Source organism: Staphylococcus pseudintermedius, assembly GCF_001792775.2.
Lineage (GTDB): Bacteria > Bacillota > Bacilli > Staphylococcales > Staphylococcaceae > Staphylococcus > Staphylococcus pseudintermedius.
In genome coordinates this window covers 203,454-229,799 of record NZ_MLGE02000004.1, presented here as the reverse complement: position 1 = coordinate 229,799, position 26,346 = coordinate 203,454, and the positions used below count along the sequence as shown (strand labels likewise).

Genomic DNA, 26,346 nt, shown 5'->3' with positions numbered 1-26,346 from the left:
AAGTGGGGATTAATACCATTAGCCCAGCTTGCAGAGTTGGCTTACGCAAGATATTGAACCGCCGAGTACGGAACCGTACGCTCGGTGGTGTGAGAGGACGAGTAGTCAATTAATGACTATTCTCCTACTCGATTCGAAAAGGGATAATACAACCATCAAAATTCTGAAATTTCTAATAACGAACTTATCATTAATACTAAAGAACATGTAACAGGGGGATTTAGGATAGACATAATTGTGGAAAGATTGATGAAGGATGACAAAATACAAACGATACCGCGAACGGAGAAGGATAACAACTCATTGCTTCAAGCCCTTTGTCGAGAATTTGAAATTGGACATGCGTATAGTGAAAAAGGGGGAGACAGAGTTGTCACGTTAAAAAAGACAATACAGTATAACCTTTGACATCATCAAAAAATATAGATACAATATGAATCATTAGTTTAAATTATTATAAATGATAAAATATTATTATCACATTGGTTGTTTTTGATTTCAAATTTAAAATCATTTTTACACCAGAATCTTTTAATCACACCTCATTTATTGATATAATAGAGATTGTATTTTTAGAATTTTCCCACTATTAAGGAGGTTCACTTCATGAAGCGTATACATAAATTATTAGTCGCTAACCGCGGTGAAATTGCCATTCGAATTTTTCGAGCCGCAACAGAATTGAATATTAAAACGGTAGCTATTTATTCTAAGGAAGATATGGGGTCATTACACCGATATAAAGCGGACGAGTCTTATTTAGTCGGTGAAAACTTAGGTCCAGCAGAAAGTTATTTGAATATTGAACAGATCATTAAAGTTGCTAAAGAGGCAAATGTTGATGCCATCCACCCTGGTTATGGGTTTTTGAGTGAAAATATGCACTTTGCTCAACGCTGTGCTGAAGAGGGAATTGTTTTTATCGGTCCACATGTCGAACATTTAGATATGTTTGGGGATAAAGTGAAAGCACGTGCCACTGCAATTAAAGCTGATTTGCCTGTGATTCCAGGTACAGATGGCCCTGTGGCAGGATTTGAAGAGGCACAAACGTTTGCGGAAAAAGCCGGCTTTCCGTTGATGATTAAAGCAACAAGTGGCGGTGGCGGTAAAGGGATGCGTATCGTCAGAGAACCATCTGAATTACAAGAGGCGTTCACTCGTGCTAAATCTGAAGCAGAAAAGTCATTTGGCAATAGTGAAGTGTATATTGAAAAATTTATTGATCAACCAAAACATATTGAAGTACAAGTGATGGGTGACGAAGCGGGCAACATCATTCACCTTTATGAAAGAGACTGCTCGGTTCAACGCCGTCATCAAAAAGTGGTTGAAGTAGCCCCATCAGTCAGCTTACCAGATAATTTGCGCGAACAAATTTGTGAAGCGGCTGTCGATTTAATGCGCCAAATTCAATACGTGAATGCAGGAACGGTTGAATTTTTAGTTTCTGGCAACGAATTTTACTTTATTGAAGTGAATCCACGTGTACAAGTTGAACATACCATTACGGAAATGATTACGGGCGTCGACATTGTTAAAACACAAATTTTGATTGCAGATGGCCAGTTATTACATGACGACGCGATTGCAATGCCGCAACAAAGTGATATTCGCACGTTAGGTTACGCAATTCAATGCCGTATTACGACTGAAGATCCAACGCAAGATTTCATGCCGGATACAGGGCGTATCGTGGCCTACCGATCGAGTGGAGGGTTCGGTGTCCGTTTAGATGCTGGCGATGCATTCCAAGGGGCAGAAATTTCACCGTATTACGATTCACTACTCGTTAAAGTGTCTACGCATGCAATCAGTTATAAAGAAGCAAGAGAAAAAATGGCACGCTCCCTTCAAGAAATGCGTATTCGTGGTGTGAAAACGAATATTCCATTTTTACGTAATGTGATTCAACATGCCAAGTTTGCTTCGGGTGATTACACGACGAAATTTTTAGAAGAGGCACCAGAGTTATTCACAATTAAAACGTCACGTGATAGAGGTACAAAAACGTTAGAATATATCGGGAATGTAACAATTAACGGCTTTCCAAGTGTTGAAAAAAGACCGAAGCCTCATTTCGAGAAACCTCATATTCCGACGACAGATACGAAGGCGATTGCTTCATTAAGTGGTACGAAACAATTACTTGATGCAAAAGGGCCTGATGCCGTAACAGCATGGGTGAAAGCACAAGAAGACGTATTGCTCACTGATACGACATTCCGTGATGCACATCAATCTTTGCTCGCAACACGTGTGAGAACGCATGATTTACTCAAAATTGCCCCAGAAACTGCACAAGTGATGAAAGATAACTTCTCACTTGAATTATGGGGTGGCGCGACGTTTGATGTCGCCTATAATTTCTTGAAAGAAAATCCATGGGAACGTCTCGAAAAATTAAGAAAAGCCATTCCGAATGTGTTATTCCAAATGTTATTACGTGCTTCTAATGCAGTCGGTTATCGCAATTACCCTGACAATGTCATTCAAAAGTTTATTGCGGAAAGTGCCGATGCAGGGATCGACGTCTTTAGAATATTTGACTCATTGAACTGGTTAGAACAAATGAAAGTCGCTAACGAAGCAGTCCAAAAAGCCGGTAAAATTTCTGAAGGAACGATTTGTTATACAGGTGATATTTTAAATCCTGAACGTTCTAATATTTATACGTTGGACTACTATGTAAAACTCGCGAAAGAGCTAGAGCGTGAAGGTTTCCATATGTTAGCGATTAAAGATATGGCAGGATTATTGAAACCAAGAGCCGCCTATGAGTTAATCGGTGAATTGAAAGCAGCTGTTGACCTGCCGATTCACCTTCATACACACGATACGAGCGGTAACGGAATCCTCACTTATAAAGAAGCAATCGAAGCGGGCGTTGACGTCATTGATACGGCAGTTGCGGCAATGTCAGGTTTAACAAGTCAACCAAGTAGCAATTCATTGTATTATGCCATGAGTGGCTTTGAACGTAATATTCGTATGGATATTGAAGGCCATGAAACACTTTCGCATTATTGGGATGCAGTACGTCCGTATTATAGTGATTTTGAAAGTGATATGAAGTCGCCACATACAGAAATTTATCAACATGAAATGCCAGGGGGCCAATATTCTAACTTACGACAACAAGCGAAAAGTTTAGGACTCGGTGAACGTTTCAGTGAAGTGAAAGACATGTACCGACGTGTCAACTTCCTCTTCGGTGATATTGTGAAAGTGACACCATCATCAAAAGTAGTCGGCGATATGGCGCTCTACATGGTACAAAATGAATTGGATGAAACGTCTGTAATTGAGCAAGGCCATAAGTTAGATTTCCCTGAATCTGTGGTCTCTTTCTTTAGAGGCGATATTGGTCAGCCAGTGAATGGATTTAACGAGACATTGCAACGGGTCATTTTAAAAGGCCAACAACCATTAACTGCACGTCCCGGTGAATATTTAGCACCGATTGATTTCGAAGCTTTACGCGAAGAATTACAAGAAAAGCAACAAGCTCAAGTGACGGAACAAGACTTAATCAGCTATGCATTGTATCCAAAAGTGTACGAACAATATATGCAAACTTATGAAATGTTTGGCAATGTTTCAAAGTTAGATACACCAACATTCTTCTTCGGTATGCGTAACAACGAGAAAATTCAAATCGAAATTGATAAAGGTAAAATTTTAATCGTTGAGTTGAAAACCATTACAGAACCTGATGAAAATGGTGTGCGTACTGTATTCTTTGATATGAATGGTCAAGCGCGTCGTATTCAAGTGAAAGACGAAAATATTCAAACGTCCCATTTAGCGAAAATGAAGGCAGATAAGAGCAATCCAAACCATATCGGTGCACAAATGCCGGGTACGATTATTGAAGTAAATGTCGCTGAAGGAGATCAAGTTGAAGCGGGGCAATCACTCATTATTAGTGAAGCAATGAAGATGGAAACAACAGTACAAGCGCCGTTTAAAGGAACGATTTCAAAAATTTATGTGGCTGCAAACGATAGCGTCGAAACCCAAGATTTACTCATTGAAATTGAACCAGAAGTATAGAGGTAAATTTGGAAGATTAACGATAAAACCGACATTTATTATTTTATCCAGGATATGGAAACCCGAATAACAAAGCAATCAAAAAGACATCAAACAACGATTTTTGCTGTTTGATGTCTTTTAAAACTTGTATCATTTTAAGCTTGTTGATCTCCACGATTCGTACGTAGGATTAACAAGATGAAATAGCTAATCATACCGAACAGTAACGTGATAAATAACGCATGAAGTAAAGCGATGATTAAATTCACGTTAGTCACGATAGAGAGTGCCCCTGTTAAAACTTGTAAAATAATTAAAATAAAGCTCACTGTATAACCGTAGTGAATCGTTCTCATTGTTGGATAATGTTTGACTGCATGGATATACGTGAACATAATGATGAAAAACGCTACCATCGCCATCAGTCTGTGTGTCAGTTGAACCCAGTCATGTACATCATGAGGCACAATATCGTTAAATGGTAATGGCCATGCACCGTATGCAAGACTTGAATCTGTATGTCTGACAAGTGCGCCAGTATAAATCGTTAAATATACAACAATGGTCATCAACCACGTATAGCGCTGCAATGGCTTACGGATATGGACTTTATTGGCTTCATATTTTTTGTCCATGTCGAAAATGATTAATGTCAACACGAAAACGGACGAGAAGCTAATAAGGGAAATGCCGAAATGAAGTGCCAATACATAATCATTTTGTTGCCACATGACGGCAGCAGCGCCGATTAAAGCTTGAACGAGTAAAAAGCCAATGCTAATCACACCTAAAGGCTTTACTTCTTTAATATGCCCTATGTTTTTCCAAGATGTAATCACAAGCCATGTCACAAAAATTACAGATAATCCAGATACAGCTCTGTGACTCAATTCAATAATTGTTTCTATCGGTAGGTTTTGTGGTAATAATGCGCCATGACATAGCGGCCAATCTGAACCACAACCATCTTCAGAACCTGTTTTTGTTACGAGTGCACCACCAAGCTGAACCCAAGTCATAATCAACGTCGTTACGACAGCAAGCCACTTTAGGTTTCGCTTTTTAAACAATCTCAAACACCTCATTATGTATCAAAGTTAAATAATCGCTATTCATCAATACCACCCACATTATAACAAAAACTGAACTAAAAAATGTGAATTTATCATGACGTTTTTTGAATGTCGTTAAAGTGTCACAAATTTTTCTTATTTAACCTAGTCATTCACGACGCTTTCATATATCATAAATGTATATGTTATTTTAAGGGGGAGGGAACTGATGTCCAAATCAGAGGTTGTATCACAAACTTCCGGTCGTATTACTTATAAAGAGCTGAAACAAATCATTAAGTTAGGTCTTGTTCAAGGCAACTTAATTCCATCATTTGCGGGCGCATGGTTGGCTATCGTCATGACACATCATGCATTTTTAGCTGCTATTCCACAAATTATTGTGATGATCATAGGTTCTACGTTAGTAATGGGCGGAGCATGTGCATTGAACAATTTCTATGACCAAGATATTGATCAATTAATGCCAAGTAAACAAAATCGACCAACTGTTAACAATCGTATTTCAGATCGTCATTTATTGTTATTAAGCTTTGGTATGATGGTCGTTGGTGAAATATTATTGTTCATGTTGAATATGCAAGCAGGTGTTATCGGACTCGTTGGTATCGTTGGTTATGTCTCATTTTATTCCATTTGGTCAAAGCGACATACGACATGGAATACTGTGATAGGCAGTGTGCCTGGAGCGGTACCACCATTAATCGGTTGGGTTGCAATTGAAGGTCACTTAAGTTTGATGGCCTGGGCATTATTTTTAGTTGTGTTTTGTTGGCAGCCCATTCATTTTTACGCGTTAGCAATTAAACGTAAAGATGAATATGCAACTGCACGTATTCCAATGTTACCATCTGTTAAAGGTTTTTCGCGCACACGTGTCGGCATGTTTTTATGGTTGTTCGCATTATTACCACTTCCATTTTTAATGCAAGATTTAGGTGTCGTCTTCGTCGTTTTAGCCACGTTACTGAATGTCGGATGGATTGCATTAGGGCTTACAAGTTTTAAATCGTCAGCGAATGAAACAAAATGGGCAACAAAAATGTTTATTTACTCATTAAACTATCTTGTTCTATTTTTTGCACTTGTTGTCGTGATTTCTTTAATACAATTAATTTAGAAGATCTACGAGTGAGGAATGAATAAAATGAATGTACCTATTTTACCTACGTTAAGTACAACTTGTATTGTAATTAGTGCCATTTTAGTCGCTATCGGTTGGCGCCTCATCTGGAAGCGTCAAATTGAACGTCATAAAAAAACGATGCTGTGGGCTGCTATTTTCGCAGTTGTCTTTTTTACAATTTATGCGAGTCGTACTATCTTTATTGGTAATACAGCATTTGGAGGACCAGATTCAGTAAAAGTTTATTACACGATTTTCTTGGTTTTCCACATTACACTAGCAACAGTGGGGGCAGTACTTGGTTTAATCCAAATTTTTACAGGTTTAAAAGATCGTTACAGCGTTCACCGTAAAATCGGACCTGTCGCATCAGTGATTTGGTTTTTTACAGCGATTACAGGTGTAGCGGTATATATTTTACTTTATGTGCTTTATCCTGGTGGCGAAACGACGTCGCTTATTAAAGCAACATTTGGTTTATAATAAAAAAGCAACAGATGGGAAATCATTCTGTTGCTTTTTTATTTGCACATTGAAGTCAATCATTTGATGAATCATTGATATGAATAGAGCCAATTTAAAAGTAAGTGTTTTCTATTTTAATTTCGCTCAATACCGTTAAAAACAAAAAAGAGGTAAAACGCAGCCGCATGTTTTACTTTAAACAGTTTCCATAACCATACAATTAATTGTAAATCAAAAGGCTTTTAAAAACCTGGAAAAATCATAGTGAATAAATAAGGGATTGTTTATAAAGTCAGTCATCAAGCTATTTTGAGATTCTAATTAAATGTGTAGAATTTATAGAGCGTATGAGGTATATAGTGCTGACATTTAGAGCTCAACTGTCATTGTACTTCAATTGAAGCATATGACAAGGTGACGAAGTTTGATATGCGTGTATGACAAAATTTCGACGTCTATTTTGTTAATAGTAGAAAGTCTTTTTCAACAGTGATACGATAAAGTGAAATCAGTGGATTGGTTATTTTTTAACTTTGCCCATTCACAAAGTGGTTGAATGTTTTATAATGAAAAGTGAGTTTTAAAGTCGGATAAGTCAATATGAACGATTTTATCTATATTAATTGAAATAAAATGATAATGAAAATGAGGGGGGGAACGTATGCGAAGAAAATTGATTAAAGTATTAGCGGTGTTGTTATTAGTCGGCTTTTTAGTCTATTTATTTTATTCCCCTCAACTTGAATTTGATGTACTAGAAAACCCAAATCGCGCCAATCATCAACAACCAGAAAAGCCTAAAAATGTGAACCAAAATGAGGGGCAGAATCCGCCATTGGAAAGTGGTGTCGGAACGTATATCGGCAAATCACTTAATCAAATCACATCACAATTTGGAACACCGGATCGCATTTATTCTTTTCAGCAAGGCTATCGTAAATACATTTATAAAGGTGACAAACGGTATATTATTTTTGCGGTTAAAGATGACAAAGTGAAATCTGTTTATGTGACGGGCAAAAATACGGAAAAATTAACGGGGCCTATTAAAATTAATGAACAAGCGTCCGATTTGTTTGATAAATTTTCAATCAATACAGAGCCTCAATTTAAAGTGAATGGACAAACGTATCATTACGAACTATCGGATAAAGACGTTAAAACACAAGCTTTAATCCAGTTTGATGATACATTTGCGCAAGTGTTTATAGATCAACAAAAAAATAAAGTACTCGGATTACGCTATTTAGATAAAGAAGCTTTGGCAGATATGAATCCGTATGCACAAAATAATGAAGAAACGACGTCTCAAGAAACAGAAGCATCAGAAGAAGGAGCGCGTCCTGCAGATCAAAATGTGAATGAGCGACTCACGTTATACGAATTAACGAATGAAATGCGTCAACTGAATGAACGTCAACCTTTAAAAGTGAATGATACGCTTGAAAATGTCGCAACGGTTGATTTGTTTAATTATGGTAATCAAAAAAATACGGAATTTACAGAAGAGAATTTGATTAATTTGATGAAACAAACACCACTTAACTATCAATCTGTTTCTCAGAATGTAGGGTATAACTTTAACGATGTCCCTACGTTGGTACACAGTTGGATTAATTCAGATGTTCACCGTTCACGTATGCTCAATGCAAAGTATGTTGAAATGGGTGGAGAAGTTCAGTACCAATACTATATGTTAATCTTTCTAGAGAAAGGGGAGAACGCGTAACATGTACGATGAACCGTTGATGCAAGTACTTGATCAAACCGATGACTTAGCCGATCAAATTCGCCAATCTGATTTGTTTATTACTTATCAAAAAGCAAAACAAGCTTTAGTGGAAGATCGAGAAGCACAACGATTATATGGTCAGTTTTTGAAAAGTAAGATTAATTATGATGAAGTGCAACGATTTGGACGTTATCACCCTGATTATCAAGAAGTGATGCTAACGACGAGACGACTGAAGCGGGAATATGAAATGCATGATACTGTTGTCGCATTTAAGCAAAGTGAAACGGCACTTCAACAATTATTGGATGAGATTGTTACGATGATTGCGACAAGCGTATCAGAGCATGTCAAAATCGATGCGGGAACGCCGTTGTTTGAAGCGTTAACGACAGGTGGGGGATGTGCTACAGGTGCGACGTGTCAATGCCGAGTTTAAGTAAATGAAAATTGAATATATCATAAAAGTGGTTAGGAAATATTATCCTAACCACTTCACTGTATTAAGGCTATTGTTGGCGATAGGCAGTGAGAAACTGACGACCGAGTGATGGGCGATCTGTCACGATAGTATGCACACCTAGCGACACAAGATGGTGCATTAAATCGACACTATTAACGTCATAATAGCCCGGCATTCGATTCGTGTTGTTCAACCATTGAATCAGCTTCGGTTGAACGAGCGGAATACCATGGAAGTGTGTTGGCATTTGGAATGTTTGCGCTTTTCCGTGATAAAAGTGTTTCAACCCTGAATAAAGTTTTAAAATGCCCTCTGTCACTTCAGCTTGGCTTGCCCCAATTGCTACAGTTCCTTGGCTAATTTTATGGAAACGTTCAATTTGTTCGCGATAAAAACTTGTGACGAGTACCCGTGATTTAGCTTCATGTTGTACAATGACATCGTATAAGCGTTGAGCAGCAATTTGTCCTTCATAGCTATCTGGATGATCTTTAATATCAATATTCACAAGTTGTTCAGGGTAACGCGACAAAAGCTCACCCATTGTTAAAATTTTTGCATCTGGGTGATTTTGGTAAGGACGGTCGCCGTTAATATCTTTAAAATGGTAACCCGCATCTAACGCTTTCAATGCATCAAGTGTATGTGCGCTAACGGGCCCAGAACCATTTGTTGTACGATCCACTTCAGCATCGTGAAAGACAATCACTTGTTCGTCTTTAGAAATACGAATATCTGTTTCGAAACCAGTCAATTGCATCTGCACAGAATAATCAAATGCCAGTGCAGTTGACTCAGGACGTTCACCCATGCCACCACGATGACTGAATAGGTAAGGCGCTTGGCCACTAAAAAATGACGGTATCGTTCGAAGTGTAGGTGTTTTTGTAGTCTTTTGAAGTAATACGGCACCAGTCACCATGGAAACAGCACCGAATAGCATTCCTTTTAAAATTTGCGATTTGCGTGTCATAGTCTAATACCTCCTATAGAATAAAGTGATACTTATGCTTTCCGTAGTTAGCGGCACATGGTACGATAATAATGTGAAATTCGAGGTGAAAAAATGGATATCATACAACGTGAAAATATAATTATTTATCTTAAAAACATGAAGCATGAACGTCATATTCGAAAATATGGTCACATTGTCTATACGAATTCACAACAAAAATACGTATCGATGTATGTGAATCAAAAGGATATTGACGATGTGGTGACGCGCCTGATGAAACTGAAATATGTCATTCGCGTGGTCGGCTCACCTTATAAAGATTTGAAACAAGAATATCCAAAAGAAGCAAATGAATAACCTTATTCCAGTGCGGGAATCCAATGTTGCAAGCGTAATACACTTTTTAAATAGTTAAAGTATAAATCAAGCTCAGGATAGTCATCGGGTGCATGGACATCTACACCGACCATTTCGATATGGTAGGGTGCTGCATATGATTGAATGAGCTCATATTTACGATTGCTTTCGGGATAAGGATAACGCAAGGCATCTAACATGATATACATGGCTTGAAACTTACGCCCTTCAGTAGGCTGCATAATGATCGCCACAGATGTCAATTGATGTGTGGACTTTGGTGTATGGAAAAAGACGATGCGATCGATACGTTCATGATTATATTCAATGAGCGTTTTAAATTCGTACAGATCCGTCAATCCGTGTCCTAAAACGATAAAAGATTGTTGCATTTGGGTTCCTCCTCTTAAAACAAAGTATATTAAAAATGAAATCGGATTGGAAGTGTAAAAACATGCGTGTCATCGCAGGAAAACATAAAAGTAAATCACTCGAAACATTGGAAGGGCGCAATACGAGACCGACGATGGACAAAGTGAAGGAAGGTATTTTTAATAGTTTACATACAGTTGAAGGGCTGGGGCTTGATTTGTTTGCTGGAAGTGGCAGTTTAGGCATTGAAGCACTTTCTCGAGGGATGGACAAAGTCATTTTCGTCGATCAAAACATCCGTGCTGTTAAAGTAATTCAACACAATTTAAAAAAGTTAGACTTAACACATCAAGCTGAAGTATATAAAAATAATGCAGACCGTGCGTTAAAAGCGTTGAATAAACGAGAAATTCAGTTCGATTTAATTTTTCTTGATCCACCATACGAAAAAGGATTAATTGATGAAGCGCTGAAAAGTATTCATCAATTTGATTTATTAAAGCAAAATGGTATCATCGTGTGTGAGTATAGCCATCGTGAATCCATTGATACTTCACTTTTTGAAGAAGTCAAACGCTATCACTATGGTTTAACTGACACTTGTGTTTTGAAAAAAGGAGAAAGTCATGGTTAATACGAAAGCTGTTATTCCTGGAAGTTTTGACCCTATTACAAAAGGACATATCGATATCGTTGAAAGAAGTGCCGACCGTTTTGATGAATTGCACGTCTGTGTATTACGAAACAGTAGTAAAAAAGGGACGTTTACAGTGGAGGAACGCTTGGAATTAATTGAAAAGTCCGTCGCGCATTTACCGAATGTGTATGTGCATTCCTTCAGTGGCTTATTAGTAGATTTTTGTGACGAAATTGGTGCAACAACGATCATTCGTGGATTGCGTGCGGTCAGTGACTTTGAATATGAGTTGAGAATTACTTCAATGAATAAAAAGTTGAATGACAAAGTAGAAACCTTATATATGATGAGTTCGACAGACTATTCCTTCATTAGTTCGAGTATGGTGAAGGAAGTCGCACAGTATGATGCGGATATTTCTGAATTTGTGCCGAAACATGTAGAAGAGGCGTTGTTGAAAAAGTTTAAGCTTGATAAGTAAAATGGAAACGAATGACCCAGATATTGCTTTTGAGAAAACAATAGAAGTATACGGTTAATTAAGCATTAAAAAGATGGTGAGACATCATTAAGATCTTATTCGGTAAAAGGTCAAATTGTCATCACTATCAAATGTATTGTGCCAAAATAAGTTTGGATTTTGATTATGCTAATACGATTGATATATATTAGGAAGGGCTAGGTGAAAAATATTTTTTGCCTCTAGCCCTTTTCTTAAGATTTTAGAATACAATGCGTTGACAGTCCGAATTAAAATAGTTGAAGTTGATGCCGAAAATAAAACATATTTAAGGCAGCATGATATTTTAATGATTTAACGCTTGCGAATATACACAGGTGTATTAAAGTCGGTCATAGTATCGCCCGTTAAAACGTTATAAATATTTGTTGCTTTCACTTCGTTTGGAAATAGCTTTGCCGTCTCACGATGAATCGATGTGACGATGCGGCGTTCTGGAAAATGTACTTTTAAATATTTCAAGTAGCGTTGCCCTTGAGGCGTCATTGCCAATACTCTTACGGCATGGACGTCTTCGGTAACATCAGCATATTGAAAATGCAACAACACATTCATTAAAATACGTTGAATATGGGTATAAGTATAACGCTTCGTTTTTAATGCGTGCATAAAAGTTGTGTAATCTGTTGCTGACAACGCTGCACGGTATAAACGATTTTCAAAACCTTCACTCATCGTATAAATTTGCTTTAATGTTTCAGGTGTATGTTGCAAAATCGCAAATTTAATCAAATCGAATAAACGCTGTTGATCGTGAAATGGGATGGTCATTAAAGGTATGTTTTGTTCAGGTACCATTTTTTGCCATGTCCGATCGCCACTCATGATGCCTTCGCGAATCGCTGTACCACTCGCGATGGAGGTGTGATGCATTTCGGAATCGTGGTGTTGGGCGTGTGCACGCGTTACGGTCATCGGTTGCATGCTACTGCGTTGTAAGTGCAATTGCTTCAAGTAGGCGATAGCCAAAATGTTATTCGGTGTACTTAATAGGTCGCTTTGCAATGTTTCCGCTGCGATTCTGGCATAACTTTTCCCTGATTTGATTGCTGTTTGAAAAGCGGATGTTTGCTCGAGTTGAATAAGTTGTTGCGCGGCGTGCTCTAATTGTGATAGGTCACCGCTTTCACTTCCGAAACTTAACACATCAGTTTGTAAATAGTCTGCTACTTTAACACCGGTTTGAGCGAAAATGTCACTCGATGATAGTGAGCCGACTAATGGCATTTCGACTACTAAATCAACACCTACTGTAGCCATTTGTGCACGTTTAAATTTGTTGTACATCGCGGGCAACCCACGCATCATAAATTGGCCACTCATGATGGCAATTGCAACGTCACTTTGAGAAAGTTTTTTACTTTGTTGCGCATGATAGAGATGGCCGTGATGAAAAGGGTGATACTCTGTAATCATTGCGACACTTTTCATTTGCATTCTGTCCTTTCGTGTCTCATTATGAATATTGTATCAGAACTTAAGATGTTAAGAAAAAATCTTGACAACTTAACTATCAATAGTTAAAATAAATTTTGTGCTTGTTAGAGGTGAAGCCATATGAAGTGGTCAATAACACAATTGAGAAAATACCAAGGACAACCTTTTAAATTTAATCAGACCGTAACGTTTAACCATCTGATTCAAAACTTGGATCTATTAGACTTGTCACCGATTGATATCGAGGGTGAGTTGATTGTTAAATCGAATGAGGTTGTTGCGACAATGCATTTAACTGGGCAATATAAGATGGCGTGCGCGCGTACGTTAGTGCCTGTAGATGTGCCGTTGGATGCAACAACAACGGAAGTGTTTGATTTAGATGGTTTGTATGAGGATGAGGACGATGAACATTATCATCTTGTCACTAATGGTATGATTGATCTTCGTGAAATTGCCGAAGAGATTGTTATGCTTGAGAAACCAATGCGTGTCGTTGCGGATGACAGCGATCAAATGCTTACTGGTGGTCAAGGTTGGGAAGTTATTGACGAAGATAATTTGGATAACGACCCATCTCAAGATGAATCACATGTGAATGTCGATCCAAGGCTTCAGAAATTACAACAATTATACGATGATAGTAATCATGCACGCTAAGTTTTTTGAACTACGATGCGTCAAATGAATCGAATAAAAGGGAGGATGAACTAACCATGGCAGTACCAAAAAGAAGAACTTCTAAAACAAGAAAAAACAAACGCCGTACACATTTTAAATTAGCAATACCAGGCATGCAAGAATGCCCAAACTGTGGTGAATTAAAATTATCTCACCGTGTATGTCCAAACTGTGGTTCATACAAAGGTGAAGAAGTCGTTTCTAAATAATAGACTTTTTACAGTAACTGGATATTAATGTAAAATAGGACTGGAACAATCACTGTTCCAGTCCTATTTTTTGAGCAGTACATGAACATAAGATGAAATGAGATGAACCCAAAATGGAAGCTATTACATCGATACAAAATCCTAAAATTAAAAATTACAATAAATTAAAAAAGAAAAAAGAACGCGATAAGCAAGGGCTTGCAATTCTAGAAGGATTTCATTTAATTGAAGAAGCGGTCGAAAGTCAAATTAAGGTGACGCAATTGTTTATGATTGAGCCGAGCCGTGTGCCGACAGAACTCATTGAAGCGGCAGAGGAAGTATACGAAATTACGCAAAAAGTCGCTGAAACATTATCAGGAACTGTCACACCTCAAGGGATATTTGCAATCATTGAAAAGCCGCAAGTTGATGTCACTGCAGCAAAACAAGTGTTAATTTTAGATCGTATTCAAGACCCAGGTAACCTCGGCACGATGATTCGTACGGCTGATGCAGCAGGGTTAGACTTAATAGTGATGACGAAAGGAACTGCTGATGTCTACCAAGATAAAGTATTACGTGCTAGTCAAGGTAGCGTCTTTCACATTCCAATTCAATATGTAGATGACATGTCAGCTTGGATGTCATCGTTTAAAGGACCAATATATGGGACTGCGCTCCAAGATGCAACGACGTATCATCAAGTCGCTAGCCAACAAGATACATTTGCACTCATCCTCGGCAATGAAGGGGAAGGTGTCGCGATGGATTTATTAGCGCATACGACACAAAACTTGATTATTCCAATTTATGGACAAGCTGAGAGTTTAAATGTTGCCGTCGCTGCAGGGATTTTAATGTTTTATTTAAAGGGTTAGACTTTGGGTTGACCCTTGATGAACGCATGTATATAATAGACGTATTAACAATTCAACAAACTGCTGATAAAAAGACGTAAACTATTATCGAGATTGTTCAGGGAGGTCTGGCATAAACTGTGAGTTGGACTCAATCTACATAGTTTTTTTCACCTTTTTAGCTACTTAAAGAGATTTAAGTCGGAAGTAAAATCCGTTATCAATATGAATTCAGAGTGTATGTGTCTTGGATACATAAAACTGGGTGGTACCACGGAAGAGATTTCGTCCCAATAGTGCGGGCGGAGTCTTTTTTATTTGTGTGCGCTGTGATTGAGGGCAAAAGACATATCCGACAGTTGACAAAATGAAGTGCGATAAAGAGGTTTCAGTATGAATGGCGTTAAAGAATTAAAGGAGGAATGACAATGGTGCAGAATGAAGCAATGATTCAAATCAAAAATGAAGCAATGACTGATATTGAACAAGCACAAGATGAAAAAGCGTTACAAGATGTTAAGGTCAAATATTTAGGTAAAAAAGGTCAAGTGACAGGTCTGATGAAACAAATGAAAGACTTGCCGAAAGAAGACAGACCTGCATATGGCCAAAGAGTCAATGAAGTGCGTCAAGCGATTGAAGGGGCGGTTGCTGAACGTCAAACGCTACTTGCTGAAGCACAATTAAATCAACAATTAGCAGAAGAGTCGATCGATGTGACATTACCAGGGCGTACAGTCGCAACGGGAGCACAACATCCTTTAACACGTACAGTTGAAGAAATTGAAGACTTATTTTTAGGTTTAGGTTATGAAATTGTGACAGGATTTGAAGTGGAACAAGATTACTACAACTTCGAAGCACTCAACTTACCGAAATCACATCCAGCGCGCGATATGCAGGATAGTTTTTACATTACTGAAGAAGTATTGTTACGTACTCATACGTCACCCGTACAAGCGCGTACAATGGAGCAACGTAATGGTCAAGGCCCAGTGAAAATCATTTGCCCGGGTAAAGTGTATCGACGTGACTCTGACGACGCGACACATAGTCATCAATTTACACAAATCGAAGGGCTCGTGGTCGACGAAAACATTAAAATGAGTGATTTAAAAGGAACACTCGAATTATTAGCGAAATCACTGTTTGGTGCAGATCGTGAAATTCGTTTACGTCCAAGTTATTTCCCATTTACTGAACCGTCTGTGGAAGTTGACGTGTCATGTTTTAAATGTAAGGGTAAAGGCTGTAACGTGTGTAAACATACTGGCTGGATTGAAATTTTAGGAGCAGGTATGGTACATCCGAACGTACTTGAAATGGCAGGCTTTGATTCGAAAAAATATTCAGGTTTTGCGTTTGGAATGGGGCCTGATCGTATCGCGATGTTGAAATATGGTATTGAAGATATCCGTCATTTCTATACGAACGATATCCGTTTCTTAAATCAATTTAAAGCAGTAGAAGATAGAGGTGAACAACATGTTAATATCTAAAGAATGGTTAGAAACATATGTCGATTTAGATGTTTCAATTGAGGCGTTGGCGGAACGTATTACGCGTACAGGAATTGAAGTTGATGATATTCAAGACTTTACGAAAGAGATTAAAAATTTAGTGGTCGGTTATGTTGAAGAAATTGCACCACATCCAGATGCAGATAAACTTAACATTTGCCAAGTGAATATCGGTGAAGAGACCCCTGTACAAATTGTTTGTGGTGCGCCGAACGTAGGTGCAGGTCAAACAGTCATCGTCGCAAAAGTAGGCGGTCGTTTACCAGGCGGTATTAAAATTAAACGTGCTAAATTACGTGGCCAAGTATCTGAAGGTATGATTTGTTCGCTTCAAGAAATCGGTCTGCCAAGCAATGTTGTACCGAAAAAGTTTGAAGATGGCATTTATCAATTTGCGACTGCTATTGAACCAGGCACAGATGCATTAAAAGCGTTATATTTAGATGATCAAATGATGGAATTTGATTTAACACCGAACCGTTCTGATGCATTAAGTATGATTGGAACAGCTTACGAGGCAGCTGCCTTGTACGATAAGCAAGTTCGCAAACCAGAAACAACAGTGACAGCACAGCCGAAAGCAGCGCATGAAACATTGACGGTCAAAGTTGAAGATACGACACAAGTTCCATACTACAGTGCACGCGTCGTTGAAAATGTCCAAATCGCACCGTCACCCGAATGGATGCAAGCGCGTTTAATGAAGGCAGGCATTCGTCCAATTAATAACGTTGTCGATATTTCAAACTATGTCATGTTAGAATACGGTCAACCATTGCACATGTTTGACAAAGATCACATTGGGTCAAACGATATTGTCGTTCGACTCGCTCATGAAAATGAAAAAATGACAACTTTAGATGATCAAGAACGCGAATTATTATCAAGCGATATCGTCATTACCAATGGTCAACAACCGATTGCACTTGGTGGTGTGATGGGTGGCGATTTCTCTGAAGTAACACCAGAAACTAAAAATGTTATCGTTGAAGGGGCGATTTTCAACCCAGTTGCGATTCGTCATACATCACGTCGTTTAAACTTACGTAGCGAATCATCAAGTCGTTTCGAAAAAGGCATTGCGACTGAATTTTTAGATGAAGCTGTTGATCGTGCATGTTTCTTACTTGAAACATTGGCACAAGGTCAAGTGTTAGACGGCCGTGTGACAGACGGTGATTTAGGTGCATTAGTCACAGATATTACGATTACAGCAGATAAAGTAAATCGTACAGTCGGCTTTGATTTGACAGAAGCGGATATCGTGCGTGTATTTGAACAACTTGGCTTTAACACTGAAATTACGAATAACGACATTCATGTAAAAGTCCCATCGCGTCGTCGCGATATTACGATTGAAGCGGATCTAATTGAAGAAATTGCACGTATTTACGGTTACGATAACATTCCATCGACGTTACCAGTATTTGAAGATGTAACAAGTGGTGCACTGACTGACCGTCAACGTAAAACACGTGTCGTGAAACGTACATTAGAAGGTGCGGGTTTATCACAAGCGATTACGTATTCATTAGTGGATCGTGAACGTGCAACCGCATTTACAACAACAACGCATCAAACGGTTGAACTGTTGATGCCGATGAGTGAGGCCCATTCAACATTACGTCAAAGCTTAATTCCACATTTAATTGACGCAACGCAATATAACGTTGCGCGTAAAAATCAAGATATTGCACTTTATGAAATAGGAAATGTCTTTTTCGGTCAAGAAGGCCAAACATTACCAGAACAAGTGGAATATTTAAGTGGGATTATGACAGGAGAATATGTATCTAATCCATGGCAAGGTAAAAAAGAAGTGGTTGATTTTTATCTTGTGAAAGGTATTGTCGAACGTATTGCTGACCAACTCGCATTACGTTTTGAATATGGAACAACCCAAATCGATGGTCTTCACCCAGGTCGTACTGCAGCAGTGACGTTAAATGGTGAAGCGATTGGTTTTATCGGGGAATTACATCCAACTGTAGCGAAAACATATGATTTAGGCCGTGCGTATGTTTTTGAACTCAATTACGAAAAAATCATGCAACAGTCAGTCGGTTATATTAACTATCAACCGATTCCGAAATTTCCGGGCGTGACACGTGACATTGCACTTGTTGTAGCGTCAGAAGTACGTGCCGCAAGCCTTGTTCATACGATTCATCAAAATGGTGGTGCAATTTTAAAAGATGCCCGTGTATTTGATGTTTATGAAGGTGAACATATGGAACCAGGCAAAAAATCAGTAGCCATTCGTTTAACTTACTTAGATGAAAATAATACATTAACAGAAGAACAAGTGACAAAAGTTCATCAAGCGATTCTTGCAGTGTTAGAAGCACAAGGTGCAACATTACGTGGATAAAAAACGATAACAGGGAACACCAAGTAACGATTGAAGTTACTTGGTGTTTTTTGAGTTGTCTCGTTATATCGAAAATTGATGTATTTCAAATGATAACCTTAACTGTACATGTCATGATTGACAACAGCGACCACATTCCACTGGCTGATATCGAAATAATGCCTTTGCTGTTTCATTCGCTTCATCTAAATTTAATATTTGATAAGGTCCCGTATATTGAACTTGTTTAAGATATTCTAGGGCATTTTGCTCGCTTGTAAAAAAGTGAATATAAGGACAACAGTCAACATTGCAATTTTCTTTTTTTAGCACATCTTTGTATAAAACAAAAATGTCGTGTTCATTTCGATTGATGATATGTCCGTCTTTCATTTCAAGGTGGATGGGTGTGTGCATCAACTCGTCTTCACTCTCAATCGTGATATTCGAATGAATCGTATAATGCACACCTATCGCATCAATCGCACACATTGCAAATACTGGCGACGTATTTTGATTTGTGTATACTTTTTTATTCGTTGCTTTAAGTGAAATCGGATAAATAGAAATCAATTCACCATTTTCGGCAACCACAACATTTTTGTTGATGAGTGTTTGATATTCAGGCTTTACTTTAAGAGGTGTTTCTGGGTTGTCGCAAATATAGTGAATCATCTCAAGTCTTGAGTCATTCTCTGCTTCAGTTAAACCCTGGGTAAAATTCAAGTCAATCCCTCAAATCGTAATTATTTCGATTTATTATATATGGAAACACACTTTGAAGTAAAATATAAACGTCCAAACGAGCAAAGAAAGTATAAATTTTGATACGCAAAAAGCAGAAATGAATAAAATTGAAAAATCGTCTATCAAAACGTAAAAGTGAATCAATGATTATAGTATTCGAAAGCAAACCAGATACACAGTGAATCAAAGAGGTAAGTATTAAAGTCATCAACATGTCGCAAAAACAGAAAAGCACCGACAAATATAAACATGACTCAAAAATCAAGAAGGTGTAGAAGGCACGGATCATATACAATAAAAGAGAGGGTATCTGCAATAGAAAAAGTAGTGTAGGTTGAGAAAAATAGTAACCGAAAGAAAACCAGCTGCACAGTGAATCAAAGGGGTAAGGATTAGAGTTATCCACATGTCGAAAAAACAGAAAAGTACCAAAGATTGCAAGAATCGCGCAAGACTCCTGAGGGGACGCGTGCATACTGCTAGCAGTCACATCTTTACTTTAAAAGTGGCTACCGTTTAACGCAGTAGCTGTTTGACTTCTCAATGCGCATGCTTTTGAGAAGTCTAGTCAGCCTTGCGGGGGCAGTACAACGAAATCTTTGTTACACATAAGATTTCTGTACTGCTCCCAAAATCCAATTCGGCCTCGAATAAGTATCTATTTTAATTAAGCCGAATTGAGTTGAAGGGCCAGCCCCTAGGAAAGCGCAGCGCGATTCAAGCAATCTAAGGTTGCAACGCCTACTGTGAACAAGTGTTCATAACCCCAATTAACGCTTTGAATTCACCAGTGCCAACGCTTTATTTCGATTACTAAAGTGACTTTTACTCATTCCATCAAGCACCTCAATCCCATACTTCTCAATCACCTTTGCCGCAGTCACATCTACCTTATGACTCGCCCCTTTCAAAATTTCCATACGGTAACGCTTCGACAACTGATCCATATGTTTCACAAACGCATACCGTGAAATGATACTCGCCGCCGCAATCGCCAAAGATTTCGACTCACCCTTCGTCTCAAATTGCGTTTTCTGACGTTCTGGAATCGCACCTAGCGCATAATGTTCATAAACCTCTTGTTTCGCAAACTGATCAATAACAATATAATCCACTTCAGTTGCATCCACTTTTTTCAATACATTCTTAATACATTCATTATGTAAAACAGCCTTCATTTTAACTTGTGACCAGCCTAATTGTTTGCGTTCATTATATTTTGGGTTATCCAATACGAGTAAAGAATGAGGTAAAAATGTAACAAGTTGCTCAGCCAAGGCAACAATTTTTTTATCAGTTAAACGTTTGGAATCATCTACACCTAATTCTTTCAATATAGGAATATGCTGTGCAGAAACGTAACACGCACATACTGTTAATGGTCCGAAATAATCACCGCTACCTGCCTCATCACTGCCGATACAACTATGTGTATTGTAACGAATGTACTGTGTCGATGTGACGGATTTCTTTTTCGATTTCGACTTCGCAGGGGACTTCCTTTCAGAGTGGTCAATCAGTTTACGCCATAACGCTTCTGCATTTTTACCTTGAAACATGACTTTTTGTGAATTGTAAATACTGATCGTGACCCCTTCATATTTCGCCCGTGCGCGCATGCCAGTAGGGAGATCTTGCGTGTCGGGATGAAGGTGCTTTAAAAGTTGTTCAATTTCGTTTTCATTTAACTTTTTAACAATATTTGTCATCCAATACCCTCTCTTCTATTTTTACTTTAAAATGGTAACATAGAATCGATAAGACGGGAACAATGAATGATACACAAATAAGCCTAACTCGTGTATAATGTACCATGATCAAACAAAAAGATAATAAGGCTAGGTGAGTGAAATGGCTGAGTTTAAAAACCGAATCAATGTAACGATTAATGATCAAAACTATACGATTTTAGGGGAAGATGACCCTGAACGCATTCGTTATGTCGCTGACTTAGTCGATGGTAAAATTCGAGAGTTGGGACGTAGAAACGCAGGACTGGATTCTGTGCGCAAAGCTGTACTAACTGCGGTCAATGTGATGCATGAACTCGTGTTATTAGAAGAAGAGAATGCACTGTTACGAGAAGAAATTCAACGTTTAAAACATAGAGGACACTAATGTGTATCTACTATTTATTATCATTGTCTTACTGCTTTTTGCAATGACAGGATTTCATAGAGGTTGGAATGTCAGTGCGTTGCATTTGGGAAGTACATTTTTTTCTTTGTGGGTTGCAGCTCAATTTTATCAACCACTCAGTCATTATTTTAGGTTGTTTATTCCTTATCCACGAACTGTCGCATACGATACCCAATTTGCTATGGATATTGCGCAACCAGAAGTGCGATTCAATTATGTCATCGTATTCCTGTTGCTCGTGATGATTGTAAAAACGATGCTGTATTTTGTGATTGGCAGCTTTAATGGTGTGTTTGCATTGCAACGCCTCGGATGGTCCAGTAGAATTATAGGCGCATGTCTCGCTTGTTGTTCGGGCATCATTTTTATCCATTTTACTTGTTATGTCACAGCATTGTATCCGAATGAGATGATGCAATATGCACTTGCACAATCACAAGTGGCTCAATGGTTTATTAACGGCATTCCATTTTTATCAGAATTTACATTGAATTTGAAATAAAACAGACGAATGAGGCTGAGACGGATATGTGTTGTCACATGGTTTCACCCTCTTTTTTAATGAGGTGATGAGATGACTAAGAAAGATGTTATTCGTTTATTAGAAGAAATCGCGACTTATATGGAGTTAAAGGGAGAAAATGCGTTCAAAGTCTCTGCATATCGTAAAGCTGTCCAAAGTTTAGAAGCAGATGAACGCACAATGGATCAAATTGATGATGTAACAGAATTAAAAAATATTGGTAAAGGTGTAGGCGAAGTCATCAACACATTTTTAGAAACAGGTGACTCACCTACATTGAATGCTTTAAAAAAAGAAGTGCCAAGTGGATTAATTCCATTATTGAAAATTAAAGGGCTCGGCAGTAAACGGATTGCACGACTCTATCAAGAACTCAATATTACGGATAAAGATTCATTTCAAAAAGCGGCTGAAAACCATGAAATAAGTGCATTAGACGGCTTTGGTAAGAAGACTGAAGAAAAATATTTAGAAGCCATTCGTGAGTTAGGTGCGAAAAAAGATGCGTACCCAATCGACACGATGAAAGGATTAAACACGCTGATTACAAAACATCTACAGTCGATAGAAGCGATTGAACGTTTTGAAGTTGCAGGCAGTTTTCGTCGTAAGAAAGAAATGAGTAAAGATTTAGACTATATTATTAGTACAAATGATCCGCTTGAAGTTCAACAACAATTGTTAGCGATACCTGAAAAAGTGGAAGAGGTTGCTGTAGGAAAAACGAAAGTATCTCTGGAACTGGCTTTTGATGATGAAACGATTGGTGTGGACTTTCGCCTAATTGAACCTGCTGCATTCTATCATACATTGCAACATTTTACAGGTTCTAAAGAGCATAATATTCGAATACGTCAAATTGCGAAACAAACGAACGAAAAAGTAAGTGAATACGGCATCGAACAACCGGATGGCTCTTTGTTACAATTCGATAGTGAAGCGGCGATTTATGAACATTTTGGTGTGAAATGGATGGCGCCAAGTATGCGCGAAGATGGTACAGAATTTGATAAAGATTTATCAGAAATTGTCACACTCGATGATATTAATGGGGATATTCATATGCATACGACTGCGAGTGATGGTGCGTTTTCATTAAGAGAAATGGTAGAAGCAAATATCGAAAAAGGCTACCAATTCATGTGTATTACAGACCATTCACAAAGCTTACGTGTGGCGAATGGTTTGTCTGTGGACCGTTTATTGAAACAAAATGAAGAGATTAAAAAATTAAACCAAGCGTACCCAGAAATTGATATTTATTCAGGTACGGAAATGGATATTTTGCCTGATGGTCGATTAGATTACGATGATGAAGTGCTCGCTCAACTCGATTATGTCATTGCGGCGATTCATCAAAGTTTCAATCAATCGGAAGAAGAGATTATGAAGCGATTAGAAGCCGCATGTCGCAATCCTTATGTACGTCATATTGCACATCCGACTGGTCGAATTATTGGGCGTCGTGATGGTTATGCGCCGAATATGACGAAGTTGATTGAGCTCTGTCGCGAAACAGGGACCGTGCTTGAAATCAATGCGAACCCGAAACGTTTAGATTTAAGTGCGGAAGTGTTACGACAAAATCCAGGTTTGAAAGTAACGATTAATACAGATGCGCACCATGTCGACCATCTCAACTTTATGAATTATGGTATCGCTACAGCACAAAAAGGCTTCGTCAAAAAAGAGGACGTGGTGAATGCGATGTCTCGACAAGCATTTAAACAATTTATTACGCAACCCAAATCTGTTGAATAGAAATTGAGGGATTGGATGAAACAAAAAACGTTAGAAATATTGGAATTTAATAAAGTGAAGTCATTGATTGAGCAAGAGGTCATCAGTGATTTAGCGATTGAAAAAGTAAAACAATTAGCGCCATCGTCTGATTATGAGACGGTCGTCCATCAAATGGATGAAGTGGACGAAATTTCACGAATCTATAATCAATATCGTTTGCCAAGTATGAGCGGTTTGTCACGCGTGCAACCGTATATTAAGCGTTCGCAAATTGGTGGGACATTGAATGTGCAAGAACTGAATGCGATTAAAACGTTAATTCAAGTTCAAAACCAGTTTAAAACATTTTATAACCAACTTGTTGAAGATGAAGAAACGGTCAATTATGAGATTTTAGATGGGCAGATGCAGCAATTACCTGTATTAACGCATTTATACCAATCGATTCATCAAAAATGTGATACGCAAGACTTATTCGATTCTGCAAGTATGGAGTTACAGTCGATTCGGAGTCGGATTGCTAAAACGAATCAACGTGTTCGTGCACAATTAGATCGTATGGTGAAGTCGACAAGTAATCAGAAAAAGTTATCCGATGCCATTGTGACAGTGAGAAATGAGCGCAATGTAATTCCTGTACGTGCAGAATATCGCCAAGATTTTAACGGGATTGTGCATGATCAATCTGCTTCAGGTCAAACACTTTATATCGAACCTTCTGCAGTCGTCGAGTTGAACAATCAAATTAGTCGTTTACGCAGTGAGGAAGCAACGGAAGTTCAACGCATACTTGCTGAGTTAACGGCCGAAGTAGCAGAAGAAGCAGAAGCATGTTTGATTTCTGAACAAGTGATGGGGCATTTAGATTTTCTGATTGGTAAAGCGCGTTATGCTGCTAAAATTAAAGGGACGAAGCCGACATTTGCAGTAGAGCGCCAAGTGTATTTACCGAAAGCATTTCACCCGTTGTTGGACCGAGACACAGTTGTAGCGAATACGATTGAATTTGAGTCTTCTATTCAAACTGTTATTATTACCGGTCCGAATACAGGTGGTAAAACAGTCACATTAAAAACATTAGGCTTAATTATTCTAATGGCACAGTCTGGTTTGTTAATTCCAACACTAGATGGCAGCCAGTTGAGCGTGTTTGACAACGTCTTTTGTGACATTGGCGATGAACAGTCGATTGAACAATCATTGTCTACATTTTCGTCTCATATGAAAACGATTGTAAATATTTTAGAAGAAGCCAATGATAAGAGCTTGATTTTATTTGATGAGCTTGGTGCTGGGACTGATCCAAGTGAAGGTGCGGCCCTTGCGATGAGCATTTTAGATCACGTGCACGGTATGGGCGCGCTTGTTATGGCCACGACGCACTATCCTGAATTGAAAGCATACAGTTACAATCGTGAAGGTGTCATGAATGCAAGTGTGGAATTTGATGTGGATACGTTAAGCCCGACTTACAAGCTTTTAATGGGTGTGCCAGGACGTTCAAATGCGTTTGATATTTCGAAACGTTTAGGTCTCGGCTTGAAAATCATTAATCATGCGAAATCTATGATCGGTCAAGATGAACAAGAAATTAATGAAATGATTGCGTCACTCGAAAAAAATGCGAAACGTGTGGATGATCAGCGTATTGAACTTGATCGACTGGTCCGTGAAGCTTCACAAATTCATAACGACTTATCACGTGCATATGAACAATATCAAAACATGGAATCCCGTTTAATTGAAGAAGCAAAAGATAAGGCGAATCAGCGTGTCAAAGCAGCGATGGAAGAAGCGGATGATATTTTGAAATCATTACGTGATATGCGCGATCAAAAAGGTGCAGAAGTGAAAGAACATGAGCTCATTGATCAACGTAAACGCCTAGAAGATCAATATGAAGCGAAATCCATTAAACAAAATGTGCAAAAGCAAAAATGGGATGAAATTAAAGCAGGCGACGAAGTCAAGGTGCTTTCTTACGGTCAAAAAGGAGAAGTGCTTGAAGTATTGAGTGATGAAGAAGCGGTCGTTCAAATGGGCATTATTAAAATGAAATTACCATTAAGTGACCTTGAGAAAAAAGAAAAGGCTAAAGAGCAACCGAAAAAAGTGGTCACACGTACGAATCGTTCTACTGTAAAAATGGAACTGGATTTAAGAGGCTATCGTTATGATGAAGCGATGGTGGCACTTGATCAGTATCTCGATCAAGCTGTGCTCAGTAATTATGAAGATGTTTACATTATTCATGGTAAAGGGACGGGAGCATTACAAAAAGGCGTGCAACAACATTTGAAACGTCATAAAAGTGTGGCTACGTACAGAGGCGGCATGCCAAGTGAAGGTGGATTTGGTGTTACAGTCGCAACATTGAAATAATTGAGCAATGATAATGAAATCATGCATACAATTTGTTA

General features: G+C 38.4%; 23 protein-coding genes. 17 read left to right on the top strand and 6 right to left on the bottom strand.

The window, feature by feature from the left end; translation table 11 throughout:
• The first annotated feature begins 606 nt into the window (after positions 1-606).
• A complete protein-coding gene (locus BJK46_RS05095) occupies positions 607-4,056 on the top strand; it encodes a pyruvate carboxylase (protein WP_096535823.1) in 3,450 nt (1,149 codons plus the stop codon).
• A 137-nt stretch (positions 4,057-4,193) separates the two neighbouring features.
• Here BJK46_RS05095 and BJK46_RS05090 read toward each other — a convergent pair whose 3' ends face one another.
• Complete coding sequence (locus BJK46_RS05090) at positions 4,194-5,108, bottom strand: COX15/CtaA family protein (RefSeq protein ID WP_015728962.1); 915 nt, start codon at positions 5,106-5,108, stop codon at positions 4,194-4,196.
• A gap of 211 nt (positions 5,109-5,319) precedes the next feature.
• On the opposite strand from BJK46_RS05090, the gene cyoE reads away from it, so the two are divergent.
• The 4 genes from cyoE to BJK46_RS05070 all read left to right on the top strand — a co-directional run bounded on the left by cyoE (position 5,320) and on the right by BJK46_RS05070 (position 8,873).
• Positions 5,320-6,231 (top strand): heme o synthase, encoded by a 912-nt coding sequence (gene cyoE, locus BJK46_RS05085; RefSeq protein WP_103263523.1) that lies wholly within the window; start codon positions 5,320-5,322, stop codon positions 6,229-6,231.
• A 27-nt stretch (positions 6,232-6,258) separates the two neighbouring features.
• Positions 6,259-6,720, top strand: a complete 462-nt coding sequence (locus BJK46_RS05080) for a DUF420 domain-containing protein (RefSeq protein WP_014614224.1) — start codon at positions 6,259-6,261, stop codon at positions 6,718-6,720.
• Positions 6,721-7,363: 643 nt separating this feature from the next.
• Entirely contained in the window at positions 7,364-8,431 is a 1,068-nt protein-coding gene (locus tag BJK46_RS05075; protein ID WP_065354416.1) for a CAP domain-containing protein, read from the top strand.
• 1 nt (position 8,432) lies between these two features.
• The gene (locus BJK46_RS05070; protein WP_019165903.1) at positions 8,433-8,873 is read left to right on the top strand and encodes a YlbF/YmcA family competence regulator; all 441 of its coding nucleotides are present in this window, start codon (positions 8,433-8,435) and stop codon (positions 8,871-8,873) included.
• A gap of 70 nt (positions 8,874-8,943) precedes the next feature.
• Here BJK46_RS05070 and BJK46_RS05065 read toward each other — a convergent pair whose 3' ends face one another.
• The gene (locus BJK46_RS05065) at positions 8,944-9,870 is read right to left on the bottom strand and encodes a glycerophosphodiester phosphodiesterase family protein (protein WP_103263522.1); all 927 of its coding nucleotides are present in this window, start codon (positions 9,868-9,870) and stop codon (positions 8,944-8,946) included.
• 93 nt (positions 9,871-9,963) lie between these two features.
• Here BJK46_RS05065 and BJK46_RS05060 point away from each other — a divergent pair, with 93 nt between their 5' ends.
• Positions 9,964-10,209, top strand: a complete 246-nt coding sequence (locus tag BJK46_RS05060; RefSeq protein WP_014614220.1) for a YlbG family protein — start codon at positions 9,964-9,966, stop codon at positions 10,207-10,209.
• Between the two features lie 2 nt (positions 10,210-10,211).
• On the opposite strand, the gene BJK46_RS05055 is transcribed toward BJK46_RS05060, so the two are convergent.
• Complete coding sequence (locus BJK46_RS05055; RefSeq protein ID WP_037543286.1) at positions 10,212-10,601, bottom strand: DUF7147 family protein; 390 nt, start codon at positions 10,599-10,601, stop codon at positions 10,212-10,214.
• Positions 10,602-10,663: 62 nt separating this feature from the next.
• Here BJK46_RS05055 and rsmD point away from each other — a divergent pair, with 62 nt between their 5' ends.
• Both rsmD and coaD read left to right on the top strand, forming a co-directional pair.
• A complete protein-coding gene (gene rsmD, locus BJK46_RS05050; protein ID WP_014614218.1) occupies positions 10,664-11,215 on the top strand; it encodes a 16S rRNA (guanine(966)-N(2))-methyltransferase RsmD in 552 nt (183 codons plus the stop codon).
• Entirely contained in the window at positions 11,208-11,699 is a 492-nt protein-coding gene (gene coaD, locus BJK46_RS05045) for a pantetheine-phosphate adenylyltransferase (RefSeq protein WP_014614217.1), read from the top strand. The genes rsmD and coaD overlap by 8 nt, the downstream gene beginning before the upstream one ends.
• Positions 11,700-12,032: 333 nt before the next feature.
• On the opposite strand, the gene BJK46_RS05040 is transcribed toward coaD, so the two are convergent.
• The gene (locus BJK46_RS05040) at positions 12,033-13,169 is read right to left on the bottom strand and encodes a nucleotidyltransferase (RefSeq protein WP_014614216.1); all 1,137 of its coding nucleotides are present in this window, start codon (positions 13,167-13,169) and stop codon (positions 12,033-12,035) included.
• 126 nt (positions 13,170-13,295) lie between these two features.
• On the opposite strand from BJK46_RS05040, the gene BJK46_RS05035 reads away from it, so the two are divergent.
• The 5 genes from BJK46_RS05035 (at position 13,296) to pheT (ending at position 18,795) form a co-directional block, all read left to right on the top strand.
• On the top strand, positions 13,296-13,835 hold the full coding sequence (locus BJK46_RS05035) for a YceD family protein (protein ID WP_014614215.1): 540 nt from the start codon (positions 13,296-13,298) through the stop codon (positions 13,833-13,835).
• 56 nt (positions 13,836-13,891) lie between these two features.
• On the top strand, positions 13,892-14,065 hold the full coding sequence (rpmF, locus tag BJK46_RS05030) for a 50S ribosomal protein L32 (RefSeq protein ID WP_103263521.1): 174 nt from the start codon (positions 13,892-13,894) through the stop codon (positions 14,063-14,065).
• 113 nt (positions 14,066-14,178) lie between these two features.
• Positions 14,179-14,925, top strand: a complete 747-nt coding sequence (locus tag BJK46_RS05025; RefSeq protein WP_096535819.1) for a TrmH family RNA methyltransferase — start codon at positions 14,179-14,181, stop codon at positions 14,923-14,925.
• 407 nt (positions 14,926-15,332) lie between these two features.
• On the top strand, positions 15,333-16,403 hold the full coding sequence (gene pheS, locus BJK46_RS05020) for a phenylalanine--tRNA ligase subunit alpha (RefSeq protein ID WP_014614212.1): 1,071 nt from the start codon (positions 15,333-15,335) through the stop codon (positions 16,401-16,403).
• Positions 16,390-18,795 (top strand): phenylalanine--tRNA ligase subunit beta, encoded by a 2,406-nt coding sequence (gene pheT, locus BJK46_RS05015; RefSeq protein WP_065354414.1) that lies wholly within the window; start codon positions 16,390-16,392, stop codon positions 18,793-18,795. The genes pheS and pheT overlap by 14 nt, the downstream gene beginning before the upstream one ends.
• Before the next feature lie 111 nt (positions 18,796-18,906).
• On the opposite strand, the gene merB is transcribed toward pheT, so the two are convergent.
• The gene (merB, locus tag BJK46_RS05010) at positions 18,907-19,500 is read right to left on the bottom strand and encodes an organomercurial lyase (RefSeq protein WP_063278841.1); all 594 of its coding nucleotides are present in this window, start codon (positions 19,498-19,500) and stop codon (positions 18,907-18,909) included.
• 791 nt (positions 19,501-20,291) lie between these two features.
• Positions 20,292-21,230 carry a ribonuclease HIII gene (rnhC, locus tag BJK46_RS05005; RefSeq protein ID WP_101485286.1) on the bottom strand — a complete coding sequence of 313 codons (939 nt, stop codon included), beginning with the start codon at positions 21,228-21,230 and terminating at the stop codon, positions 20,292-20,294.
• Positions 21,231-21,372: 142 nt separating this feature from the next.
• Between rnhC and zapA the strand changes: the two genes are divergently transcribed.
• The 4 genes from zapA (at position 21,373) to BJK46_RS04985 (ending at position 26,308) form a co-directional block, all read left to right on the top strand.
• Positions 21,373-21,639 carry a cell division protein ZapA gene (zapA, locus tag BJK46_RS05000; protein WP_014614208.1) on the top strand — a complete coding sequence of 89 codons (267 nt, stop codon included), beginning with the start codon at positions 21,373-21,375 and terminating at the stop codon, positions 21,637-21,639.
• Position 21,640: 1 nt separating this feature from the next.
• Positions 21,641-22,162 (top strand): CvpA family protein, encoded by a 522-nt coding sequence (locus BJK46_RS04995; protein ID WP_037543270.1) that lies wholly within the window; start codon positions 21,641-21,643, stop codon positions 22,160-22,162.
• A 72-nt stretch (positions 22,163-22,234) separates the two neighbouring features.
• Positions 22,235-23,944, top strand: coding sequence for a DNA polymerase/3'-5' exonuclease PolX (gene polX, locus BJK46_RS04990; RefSeq protein WP_014614206.1), 1,710 nt, complete (start codon positions 22,235-22,237; stop codon positions 23,942-23,944).
• A 15-nt stretch (positions 23,945-23,959) separates the two neighbouring features.
• Positions 23,960-26,308, top strand: coding sequence for an endonuclease MutS2 (locus tag BJK46_RS04985; RefSeq protein ID WP_014614205.1), 2,349 nt, complete (start codon positions 23,960-23,962; stop codon positions 26,306-26,308).
• The last annotated feature ends 38 nt before the right edge of the window (positions 26,309-26,346 follow it).

Coding starts and splice junctions, on each gene's coding strand:
- BJK46_RS05095 (WP_096535823.1), top strand. CDS start 607: ATGAAGCGTATACATAAATTATTAGTCGCTAACCGCGGTGAAATTGCC.
- cyoE (WP_103263523.1), top strand. CDS start 5,320: ATGTCCAAATCAGAGGTTGTATCACAAACTTCCGGTCGTATTACTTAT.
- BJK46_RS05080 (WP_014614224.1), top strand. CDS start 6,259: ATGAATGTACCTATTTTACCTACGTTAAGTACAACTTGTATTGTAATT.
- BJK46_RS05075 (WP_065354416.1), top strand. CDS start 7,364: ATGCGAAGAAAATTGATTAAAGTATTAGCGGTGTTGTTATTAGTCGGC.
- BJK46_RS05070 (WP_019165903.1), top strand. CDS start 8,433: ATGTACGATGAACCGTTGATGCAAGTACTTGATCAAACCGATGACTTA.
- BJK46_RS05065 (WP_103263522.1), bottom strand. CDS start 9,870: ATGACACGCAAATCGCAAATTTTAAAAGGAATGCTATTCGGTGCTGTT.
- BJK46_RS05060 (WP_014614220.1), top strand. CDS start 9,964: ATGGATATCATACAACGTGAAAATATAATTATTTATCTTAAAAACATG.
- BJK46_RS05055 (WP_037543286.1), bottom strand. CDS start 10,601: ATGCAACAATCTTTTATCGTTTTAGGACACGGATTGACGGATCTGTAC.
- rsmD (WP_014614218.1), top strand. CDS start 10,664: ATGCGTGTCATCGCAGGAAAACATAAAAGTAAATCACTCGAAACATTG.
- coaD (WP_014614217.1), top strand. CDS start 11,208: ATGGTTAATACGAAAGCTGTTATTCCTGGAAGTTTTGACCCTATTACA.
- BJK46_RS05040 (WP_014614216.1), bottom strand. CDS start 13,169: ATGAAAAGTGTCGCAATGATTACAGAGTATCACCCTTTTCATCACGGC.
- BJK46_RS05035 (WP_014614215.1), top strand. CDS start 13,296: ATGAAGTGGTCAATAACACAATTGAGAAAATACCAAGGACAACCTTTT.
- rpmF (WP_103263521.1), top strand. CDS start 13,892: ATGGCAGTACCAAAAAGAAGAACTTCTAAAACAAGAAAAAACAAACGC.
- BJK46_RS05025 (WP_096535819.1), top strand. CDS start 14,179: ATGGAAGCTATTACATCGATACAAAATCCTAAAATTAAAAATTACAAT.
- pheS (WP_014614212.1), top strand. CDS start 15,333: ATGGTGCAGAATGAAGCAATGATTCAAATCAAAAATGAAGCAATGACT.
- pheT (WP_065354414.1), top strand. CDS start 16,390: ATGTTAATATCTAAAGAATGGTTAGAAACATATGTCGATTTAGATGTT.
- rnhC (WP_101485286.1), bottom strand. CDS start 21,230: ATGACAAATATTGTTAAAAAGTTAAATGAAAACGAAATTGAACAACTT.
- zapA (WP_014614208.1), top strand. CDS start 21,373: ATGGCTGAGTTTAAAAACCGAATCAATGTAACGATTAATGATCAAAAC.
- polX (WP_014614206.1), top strand. CDS start 22,235: ATGACTAAGAAAGATGTTATTCGTTTATTAGAAGAAATCGCGACTTAT.
- BJK46_RS04985 (WP_014614205.1), top strand. CDS start 23,960: ATGAAACAAAAAACGTTAGAAATATTGGAATTTAATAAAGTGAAGTCA.